This window comes from Flavobacterium sp., from assembly GCF_965262375.1.
Taxonomy (GTDB): domain Bacteria; phylum Bacteroidota; class Bacteroidia; order Flavobacteriales; family Flavobacteriaceae; genus Flavobacterium.
In genome coordinates this window covers 1991299-2006721 of the sequence record NZ_OZ253527.1, presented here as the reverse complement: position 1 = coordinate 2006721, position 15423 = coordinate 1991299, and the positions used below count along the sequence as shown (strand labels likewise).

Genomic DNA, 15423 nt, shown 5'->3' with positions numbered 1-15423 from the left:
TACCTTTAACAAAACTTTGGGAATCCAAAATAGGATTCCCTTTATTTTTGTATTCTAATCCAAAACCAATGAAAAAACTATTACTTTTATTCTTAAGTTTCATTACTTTGACCCTAACAGCTCAAGAAAAAAACTCAGGAAAAAAAATCACCTTATCAGGAAAATTAGTCGACAAAGAAAGTCAACAACCCCTTGAATACGCTACTGTTACGGTGATTGGCACGAACACGAACAAACCAATATCAGGTGCAGTAACCGACTTAAAAGGAGAATTTTCCTTACAAGTGCAAGCAGGAAATTTTATCTTAAAATACGAATACCTTTCTTTTAAAACTTTAACGATTCCTGCAAAAGGCTATTTCGCTGATATCAATCTAGGTGTTATTGGACTTGTAGCAGACGCCAAAGCATTAAACGAAGTAGTCGTGCGAGCTGAACGCACGACTGTAGATTTGAAACTCGACAAAAAAGTATATACTGTAGGTAAAGACATTTTGGTTCGTGGTGGTACCGTAAGCGATGTATTGGATAATATCCCCTCTGTTTCTGTAAGTAGCGAAGGCGCCATAGCTTTACGAGGTAACGAAAACGTAAGAGTGCTTATAGATGGAAAACCAACAAATGCTGTAAGCGTAAGCGATGCGCTAAAAATGATTCCAGCAGATGCCATAGATAAAGTTGAAACAGTTACTACCCCATCCGCACGCTATGATGCCGAGGGCGGTGCGGGGATCATCAATGTTATTTTAAAAAAAGGTAAAAACCTAGGAATTAATGGTACGCTAATTACCGCTATAGGTACTCCAAAAAACAACAGTCTTTCAGCAAACATCAATTATAAAAATGAAAAGATGAATTTCTTTTCAACTATAGGTTATAACGACCGTAACAACCCTGGAAGAGCAAAAATTGACCAAGAAAACTTTGACAGAAATACCGGAACTTTAGTTTCCTATTTAGAAGAAAGAAGAGAAAATGACCGCTTGAGTAAAGGCTTGAATTTAAATTTTGGTATCGAACTTTCTATCGACAAAAACACCTCTTGGACCAATGCCTTCAATTACCGAAACAATGATGGCAAAAACATAGAAGACGTTTTATACTATAATTACAATGCTAATAGAAATTATATCAATACTTCTCGTAGAGACAACCGCTTAGATACCGAAGGTGAAAACGTTGAATACAGTACGAATTTTACAAAAAAATTCAAAAAAGAAGGACATAAACTAACTTTTGACGGAGCTTTTTCAAAAAACACTGATAAAGACGACTCAAACATTTTACAAACTATAGTTGACACAGGTGATTTTGTTAGACAAGAAAAAAGTAAAAAACACGATACGCAAAACAGAAATTTAATCCAAGTTGATTATGTGTTACCACTAAACAAAGAGTCTCAATTTGAAGCGGGTTATCGTGGTAATTTTGTCAACTTAACAGCCGATTTTTCAGTAAAACAACTAAACAAAAACACAGGTGTTTTTGAAAACATTGCAGGCTTTACCAACCTAATGGATTATATTGAAAATGTGAATGCATTATACGTCCAATTTGGTTCAAAAATCAACAAATTCTCCTATTTACTTGGTTTACGTTATGAAGATTCTCATATTGAAATTAATCAACTAACTACCCAAGAATTTATTACAAAAAATTACAACAACTACTTCCCGAGTGTATTTTTAACCTATGATTTAGGGAACAACGCGAGTGTATCAGCTAATTACAGCAAGCGCATTACGCGACCACGCGACCGCTTTATCAATCCTTTTGCTTCCTACACAAGTAACATCAACTTATTCCGTGGTAATCCTGATATCAATCCCGCGTATAGCGATGCCTATGATATTGGTTTCTTAAAAAAATGGGATAAGTTAACACTAAATGCTTCCGTTTATTTAAATCACACTACAGATGCATTCCAAATTGTACGAAAAGAAACTGGCGAGTATGCGATCACCCCTGTTGGAGGTGCAGATACTATTGAAAATGGTGAATATGTAACTATAATCGATGGAAGAGATATCATAACTCCCGTAATCTTGAATACACCTTTTAATTTAGCTACAGACGATAAATACGGTTTAGAACTGACTGCCAATTATAACTTTAAAAAATGGTGGAAACTAAACGGGAACGTTAACTTTTTTTACAACAAAACGGATGGCGAATACTCCTACATAAACACTAAAGGAGAAACTAAAATACAAAGTTTCGATTTTGAATCATCGACTTGGACAGCTCGTTTGAATTCTAGAATTAATTTACCTTATAAAATAGATTTCCAGTCCAGCATGACCTACAATGCTTCACAAAAAATCGCACAAGGAACACAAAAAGGTCAGGCGGTCATGACCATTGGTCTAAGTAAAGATTTGCTAAAAGATAAGGCGACGCTTTCTTTAAATGTTAATGATGTTTTTAATTCCAGAAAAATGTATCGAGATTTACGTTTGCCAAACGTGCATTCAGATTCAGAAATGCAGTTCAGAATGCGTGTGGTTACGCTTTCTTTCACCTATAGATTCAACAAAACGAAAACAGAAAGAGAACAAAAACCACGACAAGATAATGAAGGTGGTGGTGAATTCTAATCATAAAAAAAGTCCCGAAATCGGGACTTTTTTATTTTAAAACAATTCAATTATTGCTTTAAGCTTTCTTTATTAGCTCTCTTTTCTTTGTATTCATTCCACAAGTAACCTCCTACCCAGTAGAATACGAAGTTCACTAAGAAAATCATTAACCAAAATCCCATAGTTAAAATGGTTAAAAATAATAAGAAACCTAAATACTGTTGAAATTCAAACATATTTCCGGAATTTTTTGTATACCCTACAAAAGTAAAAATACTATTTGGTTTACCCAATCTTTTACAACTATTTTTTTAGTTGTTTCAAGATGTCATCCATCATTTCAATTTGTACCTTTTGCATTTCAATAAGAGCTTCTTCTTGATGCATGATTAAATGATCTATTTTTTCATGCAATAATCTAATTTCAAGCTCAGACTTCAAGTTTATCATATAATCATTCTTTGAGCGTTCCCTATCTTTTTCTTCTTGTCTGTTCTGACTCATCATAATAATAGGCGCTTGAAGAGCTGCTAAACAGGATAAAATCAAATTCAACAAAATAAAAGGATAAGGATCAAAACCTTTGTTAGCTAATAAAAAAACATTAGCACTAATCCAGATCAGCAAAAAACCAAAAAATGACAAAATAAATGTCCAGCTACCTCCAAACTCAGCCACCTTATCGGCTACCTTTTGTCCAATTGTATACTGCGGATTTGAATCTTGAATAATACTCAAAAAAGTATTATCTTTTAACGATTGTAAAACTGCCTTTTCTAATTCAGTAATTTCCTGTATATCTTTTAGTAAAAAACCCGAAATGTACTTTTCTCTATAATAGTTTAATTCAGCTAAAGATATCACACTTTCTTTAGTAAAATTAGGATAATCTTGTTGTATTAATTGAAAAACTGATTTTCTAATAGTTTTAGCAAAAATCACATCTGAGGTTTCAATTTCATGTCCTGACAGAGCACTTATATAATTATTCATGAATCTAATTTAAATTAAAACCATTTACGCAGTTTAAAAAGTACAACCATAAACAACTGCAACACGATCATAATCCCCAAAACAATAAAGTAACCATAATGCCAATGCAGTTCCGGCATATAATCAAAATTCATCCCATACACCCCTACTATGAAAGTTAATGGCATAAAAAACACAGAAACCAGGGTTAATGTCTTCATTACCTCATTCATTTTATGACTTTGCGAAGCGAAATAAAAATTTGAAGCACTTTCAAGCGTGGTCAAATCGTATTCAATTTGTTCTAACAATTCTAATGATTTTTGGTGCAAACGGTCAAAAAAACTATAATTTTCTTTCTTAATCACATTAAACACATCATCGTCTTTTGTAGCTCTGATGGAATACAAAGAATCGCGAAGTGGCAATATAGAACGCTTTAAAAAATTGAAATTGTCTCGATGCTTTTCTATTTGTTCTAAGATTAGCGGTTTAGTACTCGTTTTTGACAAATTAATCAAATCTTCTACCTTATCCTCTTCAGCCTCTATGGTGATAAAGAAATTTTCCATAATTGCATCTAAAAGCAAATACAACAAATAATCAACTTCTTTATCACGAACTATCCCCGAATGTGTACGCAATCGCTCACGAATATGTGAAAAAAAATCGCTTTTCTTTTCTTGAAATGACGTTAATAACCCTGATTTTAAAAGAAATGAAATCTGCTCAACTTTTATATTATCTGAATTTTCTATAGGTAAAATAGATTTGATACTAAAAAAAAGCACATCGTGATACTCATCAATTTTAGTACGCTTGGTGGTGTTTAATATATCGCCTAAAATAAATTTGTCAACTTGTAAGAAATGACCAATTTTCTCAATTTTCTCCAAATCCGTTAATCCATGTATGTTCAACCAATTTTGCTTTGTCAAATCTACATCCACTACCATTTCTTCAAAACTCCCATCAGCACTTTCTGTCAGGCTATGGGTGTCATACGAAAACAATTGCATGGTAGTAGCTACATTTTTATGAACACCTGTGTATTCTAAAAATGTAGGTACTATCTTTTTTCCCTTTTTATATTTAATTTTTCGCACGAATTTCTTATTTGTAAGTAATATTACAAAATTTGTCCAGCAGACGCAAAAAAAGCTGTCAAAATAAATCCTGACAGCTTTCTTGAATTAAATAACTAACCTCAATAATTTATGAAAAAATCAAATGAACCGTATTGTAAGCAAACAACTTGTATCTTCCGAAGATTATTACAAATAATTTAAAAAAATTAAATTTTAATTCCTTTTTACTCTTCTAAATTAACACTTTTATTTCAAATATCATAATTTATTTAAAATTTTTTACATTAAATTTTACAATTATTATGAGATTTCCTTAAAAACAAAGTACTTTAGCGGATATTATTAGAAAAATACAAATGAAAAAAATCATTATAAATATAAGAGAATTACTACAAGTTAGAAAAACTGCTATCGACAAAGTCACTGGTACCGAAATGGCTGTTCTACCCAAAATTGACCAGGCTTATTTAATCATTGAAAACAATATCATTTCCGATTATGGTTCGATGGAAAATTGTCCAGATACTTCAACTTTTGAAGTAATAGATGCTACGGGTCAAGTGGTACTACCTACTTGGTGCGATAGTCACACCCATTTGGTCTATGCAGGTCATCGCATACAAGAATTTGTAGACCGCATCAATGGATTGTCGTATGAAGAAATTGCTAATCGTGGCGGTGGTATTCTAAATTCTGCTAAAAGACTTAATGAAACACCAGAAGAACAGATTTATGAAGAATCTAAAGTTCGTTTGGAAGAAGTTATGAAACAAGGCACTGGCGCCATTGAAATCAAATCAGGCTATGGATTGACCGTAGAAGGTGAACTCAAAATGTTGCGCGTGATTAAAAAATTAGCTGAAAATTACCCCATTGCCATTAAATCTACCTTTTTAGGGGCACACGCTTTCCCACTCGAATATAAAGAAAATCATAAAGGCTACATTGATTTAATTATCAATGAAATGCTCCCAAAGATAGCCGAAGAAAATTTAGCCGATTATATAGACGCATTTCTTGAAACGGGATATTTTTCTGTAGAAGAAACCGAACGTATCATGGCAGCAGGAAAACAATACGGCTTAGCTGCAAAAATCCACGTAAATCAATTTACAGCTATTAATGGTATTCAAGCCTGTGTGAAACACAATGCCGTAAGTGTGGACCATTTAGAAATTGTTACCGATGAAGATATAGCAATCTTAAAAGATAGTCATACGATGCCCGTAGCATTGCCTAGTTGTTCTTATTTCATCAGTATTCCGTATACACCAGCACGAAAAATGCTAGAAGCAGGCTTACCACTTGCTCTAGCTACCGATTTTAACCCCGGTACTACTCCATCTGGAAACATGAATTTTGTAGTAGCTACAGCCTGTATTAAAATGAAAATGACTCCCGAAGAAGCCATCAATGCCGCTACCATTAACGGAGCTTATGCTATGGGCATTAGTGATACCCACGGCTCTATCACACGAGGCAAAAAAGCAAATTTGATTATCACCAAACCTATTCCTACCTATTATCAACTTCCGTATGCTTTTGGTAGTGATTTAATTGATAAGGTGTTGATTGAGGGAGAAATTGTGTAAAAAAAGAAGGTTTCCTAAAATTAGAACCCTGTTTCTAAGAATTACTTATAGAAAACTATCTGCAAAGGGTATCTGAATATTTTAGCAAAGAAAAAGGCTGTCCAAAAAGTTTAGGACAGCCTTTTCTAATTTTTTCTTATTCTTCCTCCTCCTCATCATATTCAACCCCAAATAAAAAAGGTTCAATCATAATTTTATCGGCTAATATTTCGATGCGCTCCGTTAAATCTGAGGCAAAAAATAAACGTTGTGTTTTTTCCACACTCATAGACAATCGTTGCACGATACTATCTTGTCGCAATTTAAAAATTTGATCTGCATCATCCACAGCAAAAACTTTAATCGTCGTCATATTAAAACCAGCACCGGAGAACATGGCATTAATTTTATTGGGCGTACCAATCAACACATCCATTCCCGCTGAAATAATATTCTTTTCGTCATCGATATCCGTTCGGTCATTGACCCCAATTACTCGCAGATTAGAATTTTTACCAAATTTTTCAAAGTAATCCACCATTTGCAATACCGCTTCTTTATCTTTTACGATAATCAACGCACGCGTGGACTCCCCAACTGGTTTTTCTAATTTTTGAATCACCGTATAAGCTATGGTAGCCGATTTGCCTTCGCCTTCAGGCATAATCACAACGGCATCAGCCCCACTTTTTAAAGTCCCCCAACAATCCGCTTGAATTTCAGTTGGTTCTGTAATTCCGTTTTCGGTAAGCGCTTGTTTTAAATTGGGGTTTATTTTTTTTAATTCCATTTTATCTAGTAATTAGTAAAAAGTGATTCGTGACAAGTAATGCCCCCTTCACCAATTATTTTATTTTGAAGCAAACAATTTTACATCATTTTCGGAAATCTCATTACCGCCTAAAATGATTAATCGTTCGACTACATTTCTTAATTCACGTATGTTTCCTGTCCAATCGTAGGCCTGTAACAATTGTATGGCTTGGGACGAAAAACTTTTCAAGGCACTCCCTTGTTCATTTGCAATTTTATTAGCAAAATGCTCTATCAAAGCTGGTATATCATCGCGTCGGTCATTCAAAGCAGGAACTTTTATCAAAATAACGGCCAAACGGTGGTATAAATCCTCGCGAAAACGCCCTTCTTCAATTTCTTTCTTTAGGTCTTTATTGGTCGCGGCTACAACACGCACATTTACTTTAATATCCTTATCCGCTCCTACCCTTTGTATTAAATTCTCTTGCAAAGCACGTAAAACTTTAGCTTGAGCCGGCATACTCATATCTCCTATTTCATCCAGAAATATAGTACCCCCATCAGCTGCTTCAAACTTCCCTGCACGGTCTTTGACTGCCGAGGTAAAAGCACCTTTAATATGACCAAACAATTCACTTTCAATCAATTCAGAAGGAATTGCAGCACAGTTCACCTCAATCATAGGCCCTGTTGCACGTTCACTGCGTTCGTGAATTTGATGTGCCACAAGCTCTTTTCCAGTACCATTAGGTCCTGTAATTAACACACGCGCCTCTGTAGGAGCCACCTTTTCAATCATATCTTTAATATGATTGATAGCGTCACTCTCCCCTATCATTTCGTAGTTTTTAGATACTTTCTTTTTCAGTATCTTATTTTCCACTACCAGCTTTTTTCTATCCAAGGCGTTGCGAACGGTATTTAACAAACGATTCAAATCAGGTGGTTTTGAAATATAATCAAAAGCGCCCAAACGCATCGTATTCACCGCTGTTTCTAAATCGCCATGTCCTGAAATCATCACCATAGGAATTTCAGGCTTTATTTTTTTTATCGCTTCTAAAACTTCCACACCGTCCATTTTAGGCATTTTGATATCGCAAAGAATCAAATCAAAATCTTCATTCTTTACTTTTTCAAGCCCTTGAAGACCGTCTTCCGCTTCTTCAACTTTATACGAATCATTTTCCTCCGAAAGAATTTTAACCAAGACCCTGCGGATGGCTGCTTCGTCTTCTATAATTAATATTTTACTCATTTTTTTAGGTGCAAAGTTACTGAGTAACAAAGTTGCAAAGTATTTTAATAATTTTTAAATATTTTCTTTTATCTTTTTCATAAAAGCACTAATCATGCGTTCTAATTCCCTACTACTCTCAAACAAAGTAGTAAAATCCTTTTCTGAAATGTATTCCAAATTATATGCAATTTCTAATTGCGTTTGAAATTCAAATAATGACCCAATAGAAATTCTAAGAAACCTATAAAACTCTTTATTGCTTCCACGTCCAAATCCTTCAGCAATATTACTTGGAATTGAAATACAACTTCTTCTAATTTGCGAAATCAATCCAAATTGTTAATCAATAGGAAATTTTCTTGATAAAGGATAAATAACATTAACCAAGTGCATTGCTTTTTGCCAAATTAATAAATCTCTAAACGTTTTCATAACCACACAGCCTCTAAGTTACGTTAAAACTTTATTACTTCCCAGCTTTACTTCTTTGTCTCTTTGTCTCTTTGCAACTTTATTTTAATATTTCAACCATTTATACAATTCTTTCCATGTAGGTTTTTTACCATACATCAAAATACCTACCCGGTAAATTTTTGAAGCAAACCAAACCACGCCTAAAAATGTTCCAAAAAGTAAAACAATAGAAGTCACCAATTGCCAAACGGGCACACCAAAAGGAATACGCATTAGCATAACGATTGGAGAGGTAAACGGAATAATTGAAAATATCGTTGCTACGGTTCCATGTGGGTCATTGATTACCGTGAAAAAGCCTACGTAAATCCCTAACATTAACGGCATGATAATAGGCAATAAGAACTGTTGCGAATCGGTTTCAGAATCAACCGCTGCTCCAATAGCTGCATACAGTGAGCTATACAAGAAATAGCCTCCAATGAAAAACACAAAGAAGAAAATCACCGTGGTCAAAACAGGGATTTCGTTATAGTACAATTGCACTTTTGCAATTAGTTCGGCAATATTACCAGCTTGAGATGGCAACTTACTTAATGCTTCTTGTGTAGCAACGGCATCGTTAGACGCCCCGAAAAACATAGAACTTCCGAATAGCAACAACAAGCCCAGAGCCACCCAAATGGTAAACTGCAAAATTCCCGCAAGTGAATTTCCTATAATTTTCCCCATCATTAACTGATAGGGTTTTACAGAAGAAATAATCACTTCAATAATTCTTGAAGTCTTTTCTTCAATTACGCTACGCATCACGAAGTTTCCGTAGATGATAATGAACATCATAATCAAATACCCAAAAGCGCCCCCAAAAAACACTTTGATTTCATTCAAGTATTTTAAGCCTTCTTCACCTGAAAATTTAGTAATGTGTAATTCAGATGCAACTTTTGCTTTTTCAATCTTATTGGCATCAAAACCCAACGTTTGCAAATTTTCCTTAGTCAAATGGTCATCGACTACTTCTTCTATAGCAGCTACAAATTCTAAACTTGGGCTTTCATCAGATATATAGGCTACTTTTCTGACTAATTCCTGAGTATTAGCTACTTTAGGCACAAAAATTAAACCTTCATAATGCTTAGCCGCTGTATCTTTTGCTAATGGCAAAGGCATCGCCGACAAATCGACGTATTTAACCTCTTTAGTATCTTTAAAGTCAGCTTTCAAAACGCCTAAAGCATCGTGTATAGCCACTTTTTTAATTTCACCTTTATTCATATTGGATAAAAATGCAATCAAAAATGACATCCCGATAAATAAAATCGGACTTAAAAAAGTCATCACGATAAACGATTTATTGCGGACTTTAGCAATAAATTCTCTTTTTATGATAAGGGATAATATATTCATATTTTATAATTCTTTGTAAAACAGTTTTTCAATGGCAACGACAATATTCAATAACGATTTTTATTTTTTAATTATTAATTTTTAATTGTCAATTATTACAATTGTCTTTTATTGCTGATGGGTAACGGTTTGGATAAAAATATCATTAATCGAAGGAATATTTTCAGCAAAATGGGTTACTTGTCCGTTTTTAATCAAAACCTCCAAAAGTTCATTTTGACTGCGTTGCCCTAAATCAATTTCTAATTGTAAATCATTGTTCAACGATTTGAAAGAGGTTTGTCCCACAGTGAATTTTTGAGTCAAATCATACATTAATCCTTCCACATTGTTCGACATAATACCCACTTGAAATTTATGCGTACGATATTCTTTTTTCACATCGCTTACCTTACCTTCAATCAATTTATTCGATTTATGAATAAGCGCTATATAATCGCACATTTCCTCCACACTTTCCATACGATGCGTAGAAAAAATAATGGATGTTCCTTGCTTGTTCAACTGTATGATTTCGTCTTTGATAAGATTAGCATTCACAGGGTCAAATCCCGAGAAAGGTTCATCCAAAATCAATAATTTCGGTTGGTGCAAAATGGTTACTATGAATTGAATTTTCTGCGCCATTCCTTTAGAAAGCTCTTGAATTTTCTTATCCCACCAAGCTTCAATTCCAAATTTTTCAAACCAATATTTCAATTGTTTTTTGGCTTCGGCATGAGGCATTCCTTTGAGTTGTGCCAGATACAAGGCTTGTTCTCCCACTTTCATGGTTTTGTACAAGCCACGTTCTTCAGGCATATACCCGATAACCGAAACGTGATGCGGTGCTAGTTTTTGACCATCCAACCAAACTTCCCCACTATCAGGCATCGTAATTTGGTTGATGATACGAATCAAAGAGGTTTTTCCAGCACCATTAGGCCCTAGCAAACCATAAATACTTCCTTGTGGCACTTGCAATGAAACGGAATTCAGCGCGGTATAATCGCCATATTGTTTCACTACATCTTTTACTTCAAGTATATTGCTCATTATTGTTTGTAAGATTTTATGTAAAAATACAGATTTATTTAATTATTCTTCATAGTAATCCAAACTATAATAAACACAAAAAAAGTAGATCTCATTTGATTTAAATATTCGCCTTGCATTAATGTAAATAAAAACAATTCCATTTCAGCTAGCTCATCCAATTCGCATAAGACATCGAATGAATACTCATAATTCCAATTCATCCAATTGTACTTTTTTGTCAAAATAATTAGCTCTTTCCCCTTTTCATCTAATAAAACTTTTGAGTTTTTCCAAAAATTTTTAGTCTTCAAAAAAAAATAATTCTTATTTACATTCGAACAAATCTCTAAAACTCCTGACCAATTCTTATTGACCGAAAAAATGATTTGTTTATCTCTTAGAAATTGTATTTCAGAACTTAATAAACTTTTATTTTTAAAAGTAGCATTATTAGTGTCATTTATTCGAATTGCACCACAATTTTTCGAAAAAGAACTATCATAAGTTAAGGATGCTAATTGCTTTTGTTTTTCATATAAAACAAAATTTTTAGAATCTAGTGCTTTAATCTCAAACTTCATCAAGTTAAAATTATATATTATGTATTAGTTTTAAAGTTATCAAATTTATTATAAAAAAATCCCAACCATTTCGTTGTAAAGTACAACGAAAGTTGGGATTTAAAAATTTATTTCAAAAAGATTAAGAAAACATATCTTTTACTTTTTCAAAAAAAGATTTTTCTGATTTTTCTGGATTAGGAGAGAAATTTGGATTCTCTAAGTTCTCTTCAAAGAATTTCTTTTGTTCTTTCGAAAGATTTTTCGGTGTCCAAACATTAATATGTACCAGCATATCACCTGAACCGTAACTGTTCAAACTTGGAATTCCTTTGCCTTTCAAACGTAAAATTTTCCCCGATTGAATTCCTTCATCTAACTTGATACGTACTTTACCCGTAACGGTATCAATTTCTTTAGAAGCTCCTAAAATTGCTTCTGGGTAACTGATATACAAATCGAAATGTAAATTTTCACCTTCACGTTTCAACGTTGGGTGCTCCACTTCTTCAATTGCTACAATCAAATCCCCTGGAATACCATTACCTGGAGCATCATTCCCTTTACCTGATACTTTCAACTGCATACCATCAACCACACCCGCAGGTATTTTGATTGACACCGTATCCTCTTCCAAAATCATTCCTTGCGCATCCGCACCAGCAGGTTTCTTATCAATCATTTCACCTAATCCACCACAGGTAGGACATGGAGAAGCGGTTTGCATACGACCTAAAATGGTATTAGCAATTTTCACTACTTGCCCACTTCCGTTACACGTTGAACAGGTTTTATAGCTTACGCCCTGTGCTTGCACTTTGCGTTTTACTTTTACTTTCTTTTCAACGCCAGCTGCAATTTCTTCCAAAGTCAATTTTACTTTGATGCGCAAGTTGCTTCCTTTAGCGCGACGCTGACCGCCTCCGCCACCGAAACCACCAAAACCGCCACCAAAAGCACTCCCGAAGATATCGCCAAACTGACTAAAAATATCATCCATATTCATGTGGTGACCACCAAAACCGCCAGCGCCATCAAAAGCCGCATGACCATACTGGTCGTACTTCGCACGTTTGTCACCATCACTTAAAATTTCATAAGCTTCAGCGGCTTCTTTAAATTTTTCTTCCGCCACCTTGTCACCTGGATTTTTGTCAGGGTGAAACTCTATCGCTTTTTTGCGATAGGCCTTTTTAATTTCTGACTCCGAAGCTCCTTTGCTTACTCCTAATATTTCGTAATAATCTCTTTTGCTCATTTTATTTTTTGTTTCACGCTTCAAGTTTAGATTGTTTCAGGCTAATAACTTGAAACTTGGCACTTGAAACACAATTAGTTACCTATAACAACTTTAGGGAAACGTATAATTTTATCGCCTAATTTATATCCTTTTTCAACCACATCAACCACTTTACCCTTCAAATCATCACCTGCTGGAATTTGTGTAATGGCTTCTGCAAAGTCCGCATCAAAAGCGTCGCCTTGCTTTATTTCAACTTCTTCTAATCCTTTTGAAATTAATGTTGATTTAAATTTTTCATGAATCAATTCCACCCCTTTCACTAAAGCTTCATCTTCAGATTTTGAAATTTGCGCCCACGCTCTGTCAAAATCATCCAAAACAGGCAACATCGCTTGTAATACTTCCTGACCTGCTGTCTTGAATAATTCGATTCGTTCTTTAGATGTACGCTTTTTATAGTTTTCAAATTCCGCAAAAAGGCGTAAAAACTTATCTTTTTCAGTTGCAATTTCTTCTTGCAATTTTTCTTCAATTGTCATTTCAGGATTTGTAATCTCTTGATTTTCTGAAACATTTTCATTTTCCAATGCCTCTTTCTCGATGTTTTCAGTTCCTTCTTGGCTCATATATTTTGAATTAATTTGAATTAAATTTTTGTTTTCAAAAGCAAAAGTACTGCCAAAGCATTAAAAATGCCAAATTGTCATTCATTTTTTATATCTAATAATAGACAAGCCCACAAATAATTCGTAAATTTATAATACTAAACTACTTACATCTTTTTTCACAAATCTTCTCATTTTTAAATCCAACTAATCATGAAAACACATTTCAGCATCCTTATCCTCATTTTCAGTTTTTTAGTAACAGCTTGTAAAAAAGATAATACAAAAACGGATTACACCAATTTATATAAAAAAAACAACCCTAATGAAATCAAATATAAAGTAGACACTGATAAATCAATAATTCTATGGACCGGATTCAAACCAAAGGTAAAACACACTGGTACGTTAAAACTAGCTGAAGGTGTAATTACCCTAAAAAACGACTCAATCGTTTCAGGAAGATTTTATTTTGATTTGAAATCAATCGCTGTAACCAATCTTACAGAAAAAGAAGGTAAATCAAAATTAGAAGCGCATTTAAAAGGTATTGGTGACAAAGCTAAAAGCAATGATTTCTTTAATATTTTAAAATTCCCTTCGGCTGATTTTAAACTCATTAAGGTGGAATACGAAAATAACAAAGCTATTGTTTATGGCAATTTATCGATTAAAGGCATCACTAAGGCGGTAAATTTTCCTGCTGAAATTAAAATATCCAACAAAGAAATTTTGATAAAAAGTGAAACTTTGCGCTTAAACAGAACCTATTGGGATATGAAATATGCCTCTAAAAAGATTAATCCTGACTTAGGATTAAACTACATTAATGATGAAGTAGAAGTACAAGTTAGCGTAAAAGCCGATAGGATTTAATCTTTTTTTAATAAATTTCTCAAAGCCTCTTCCAATTGGGTATATTTAAAATAAAACCCTTTTTCTCTAATTTTTGTAGCCTGTACTTTTTGCGAATCAAAAAGAAGCACGTGCATTTCTCCTAAAATTAGTTTGAGTACCCACTTAGGGGTATTGGGTACAAAAAGTGGTTTTTGCAAAATACGAGCTATTGAAAAAAGCAAGTCTCGGTGTGTTACTGGCTGAGGCGCTACGGCGTTATACACCCCATCCAGTTCATGCTCTAGGGCAAAAACAAACATGCGAGCCAAATCTTTGATATGAATCCACGATTGCCATTGTTTACCTGAACCGAGTACAGAACCCATTCCCCAGCGGATAGGTTTTAGCAATTGCGGGAATGCTCCTCCCTTCTTAGAAAGGACTAAACCTATACGCAATTTGCAAACTTTTATTCCTAAACGAGTAAACTGCTCCACACTTTCCTCCCATTTGACAACCACATTCGACAAAAAAGTATGCTCAATTGAAGTAAAATCTTCCTGGTATATTCTTTCTAAAGAACTCGGGTAAATACCAATCGCTGAAGCTGAAATTAGCTGTCTAACCTGATTAGGATGCGTTTTAAGCAATTGAAACAATAAATTAGAGGAGAGCACACGGCTTTCAACAATTTCTTCTTTGTATTTAGAAGTCCAGCGATGGGCTATGGAAGCCCCTGCTAAATGTATAATTACCTCAACACCATTCAAACAAGTTTCATCAACTTCACCGGTTTCGGGATTCCAATAAAACCCTTTTGTATTTGTTTTAGTCTTCACTTTTTCAGGAGAGGTAGACAGATAATGCACGACTATCCCTCTATCATGAAGATTTTTCACAATTTCTTTGCCTATCAAACCTGTTGCTCCTGTAACTAAAACTTTCACCGTGGATTTTTTATACAAATTTAATGACAGAAAAGTTGTACTTAATCTTAATTAGCAATAGTTTAACGAAATAGTAATGTAGTCAGTGGTCAGTGGTCAGTGGTCAGTAGTCAGTAGTCAGTGAAAAGTAATTAGTAAATTGTACGTTTCTAAACTTTTAAACTTCGAAACTTTTAACTTTATA

At 34.1% G+C, this 15423-nt stretch carries 15 protein-coding genes; 3 read left to right on the top strand and 12 right to left on the bottom strand.

Going from position 1 to position 15423, the window contains the following annotated elements:
• Window positions 1–68 precede the first annotated feature (68 nt).
• Complete coding sequence (locus tag ACQY29_RS09290; protein ID WP_428224917.1) at window positions 69–2597, top strand: TonB-dependent receptor domain-containing protein; 2529 nt, start codon at window positions 69–71, stop codon at window positions 2595–2597.
• Between the two features lie 50 nt (window positions 2598–2647).
• Here the strand turns inward: ACQY29_RS09290 and ACQY29_RS09285 are convergent, their stop codons facing one another.
• The 3 genes from ACQY29_RS09285 to corA all read right to left on the bottom strand — a co-directional run bounded on the left by ACQY29_RS09285 (window position 2648) and on the right by corA (window position 4657).
• Window positions 2648–2815 carry a hypothetical protein gene (locus ACQY29_RS09285; RefSeq protein ID WP_428224916.1) on the bottom strand — a complete coding sequence of 56 codons (168 nt, stop codon included), beginning with the start codon at window positions 2813–2815 and terminating at the stop codon, window positions 2648–2650.
• A gap of 67 nt (window positions 2816–2882) precedes the next feature.
• Entirely contained in the window at window positions 2883–3572 is a 690-nt protein-coding gene (locus ACQY29_RS09280) for a DUF1003 domain-containing protein (RefSeq protein ID WP_428224915.1), read from the bottom strand.
• Between the two features lie 14 nt (window positions 3573–3586).
• Window positions 3587–4657 carry a magnesium/cobalt transporter CorA gene (gene corA, locus ACQY29_RS09275; protein WP_428224914.1) on the bottom strand — a complete coding sequence of 357 codons (1071 nt, stop codon included), beginning with the start codon at window positions 4655–4657 and terminating at the stop codon, window positions 3587–3589.
• Window positions 4658–4995: 338 nt separating this feature from the next.
• Here corA and hutI point away from each other — a divergent pair, with 338 nt between their 5' ends.
• Window positions 4996–6231: an imidazolonepropionase gene (gene hutI / locus ACQY29_RS09270; protein ID WP_428224913.1), complete on the top strand. Its 1236-nt coding sequence runs from the start codon at window positions 4996–4998 to the stop codon at window positions 6229–6231.
• Between the two features lie 136 nt (window positions 6232–6367).
• Here hutI and ACQY29_RS09265 read toward each other — a convergent pair whose 3' ends face one another.
• From ACQY29_RS09265 to ACQY29_RS09230, 8 genes are all read right to left on the bottom strand, one after another.
• Entirely contained in the window at window positions 6368–7000 is a 633-nt protein-coding gene (locus ACQY29_RS09265) for a DEAD/DEAH box helicase (protein WP_428224912.1), read from the bottom strand.
• A 60-nt stretch (window positions 7001–7060) separates the two neighbouring features.
• The gene (locus ACQY29_RS09260) at window positions 7061–8224 is read right to left on the bottom strand and encodes a sigma-54-dependent transcriptional regulator (RefSeq protein WP_428224911.1); all 1164 of its coding nucleotides are present in this window, start codon (window positions 8222–8224) and stop codon (window positions 7061–7063) included.
• A gap of 54 nt (window positions 8225–8278) precedes the next feature.
• Window positions 8279–8536, bottom strand: a complete 258-nt coding sequence (locus ACQY29_RS09255) for a four helix bundle protein (protein WP_428224910.1) — start codon at window positions 8534–8536, stop codon at window positions 8279–8281.
• A 186-nt stretch (window positions 8537–8722) separates the two neighbouring features.
• Window positions 8723–10030: an ABC transporter permease gene (locus ACQY29_RS09250; RefSeq protein WP_428224909.1), complete on the bottom strand. Its 1308-nt coding sequence runs from the start codon at window positions 10028–10030 to the stop codon at window positions 8723–8725.
• 108 nt (window positions 10031–10138) lie between these two features.
• Window positions 10139–11065: an ABC transporter ATP-binding protein gene (locus ACQY29_RS09245; RefSeq protein ID WP_428224908.1), complete on the bottom strand. Its 927-nt coding sequence runs from the start codon at window positions 11063–11065 to the stop codon at window positions 10139–10141.
• 38 nt (window positions 11066–11103) lie between these two features.
• Entirely contained in the window at window positions 11104–11628 is a 525-nt protein-coding gene (locus ACQY29_RS09240; protein ID WP_428224907.1) for a hypothetical protein, read from the bottom strand.
• A gap of 121 nt (window positions 11629–11749) precedes the next feature.
• Complete coding sequence (gene dnaJ, locus ACQY29_RS09235; RefSeq protein WP_428224906.1) at window positions 11750–12865, bottom strand: molecular chaperone DnaJ; 1116 nt, start codon at window positions 12863–12865, stop codon at window positions 11750–11752.
• 74 nt (window positions 12866–12939) lie between these two features.
• Complete coding sequence (locus ACQY29_RS09230; RefSeq protein WP_428224905.1) at window positions 12940–13476, bottom strand: nucleotide exchange factor GrpE; 537 nt, start codon at window positions 13474–13476, stop codon at window positions 12940–12942.
• 192 nt (window positions 13477–13668) lie between these two features.
• Here ACQY29_RS09230 and ACQY29_RS09225 point away from each other — a divergent pair, with 192 nt between their 5' ends.
• Complete coding sequence (locus ACQY29_RS09225) at window positions 13669–14331, top strand: YceI family protein (RefSeq protein ID WP_428224904.1); 663 nt, start codon at window positions 13669–13671, stop codon at window positions 14329–14331.
• Here ACQY29_RS09225 and ACQY29_RS09220 read toward each other — a convergent pair.
• Window positions 14328–15239 (bottom strand): TIGR01777 family oxidoreductase, encoded by a 912-nt coding sequence (locus ACQY29_RS09220; RefSeq protein ID WP_428224903.1) that lies wholly within the window; start codon window positions 15237–15239, stop codon window positions 14328–14330. The two genes, ACQY29_RS09225 and ACQY29_RS09220, sit on opposite strands and share 4 nt — an antisense overlap.
• Window positions 15240–15423: the final 184 nt, after the last annotated feature.

Excerpts from the sequence above, each read along its gene's own strand:
- ACQY29_RS09290 (WP_428224917.1), top strand. The coding sequence starts at position 69 with ATGAAAAAACTATTACTTTTATTCTTAAGTTTCATTACTTTGACCCTA.
- ACQY29_RS09285 (WP_428224916.1), bottom strand. The coding sequence starts at position 2,815 with ATGTTTGAATTTCAACAGTATTTAGGTTTCTTATTATTTTTAACCATT.
- ACQY29_RS09280 (WP_428224915.1), bottom strand. The coding sequence starts at position 3,572 with ATGAATAATTATATAAGTGCTCTGTCAGGACATGAAATTGAAACCTCA.
- hutI (WP_428224913.1), top strand. The coding sequence starts at position 4,996 with ATGAAAAAAATCATTATAAATATAAGAGAATTACTACAAGTTAGAAAA.
- ACQY29_RS09265 (WP_428224912.1), bottom strand. The coding sequence starts at position 7,000 with ATGGAATTAAAAAAAATAAACCCCAATTTAAAACAAGCGCTTACCGAA.
- ACQY29_RS09260 (WP_428224911.1), bottom strand. The coding sequence starts at position 8,224 with ATGAGTAAAATATTAATTATAGAAGACGAAGCAGCCATCCGCAGGGTC.
- ACQY29_RS09250 (WP_428224909.1), bottom strand. The coding sequence starts at position 10,030 with ATGAATATATTATCCCTTATCATAAAAAGAGAATTTATTGCTAAAGTC.
- ACQY29_RS09245 (WP_428224908.1), bottom strand. The coding sequence starts at position 11,065 with ATGAGCAATATACTTGAAGTAAAAGATGTAGTGAAACAATATGGCGAT.
- ACQY29_RS09240 (WP_428224907.1), bottom strand. The coding sequence starts at position 11,628 with ATGAAGTTTGAGATTAAAGCACTAGATTCTAAAAATTTTGTTTTATAT.
- dnaJ (WP_428224906.1), bottom strand. The coding sequence starts at position 12,865 with ATGAGCAAAAGAGATTATTACGAAATATTAGGAGTAAGCAAAGGAGCT.
- ACQY29_RS09230 (WP_428224905.1), bottom strand. The coding sequence starts at position 13,476 with ATGAGCCAAGAAGGAACTGAAAACATCGAGAAAGAGGCATTGGAAAAT.
- ACQY29_RS09225 (WP_428224904.1), top strand. The coding sequence starts at position 13,669 with ATGAAAACACATTTCAGCATCCTTATCCTCATTTTCAGTTTTTTAGTA.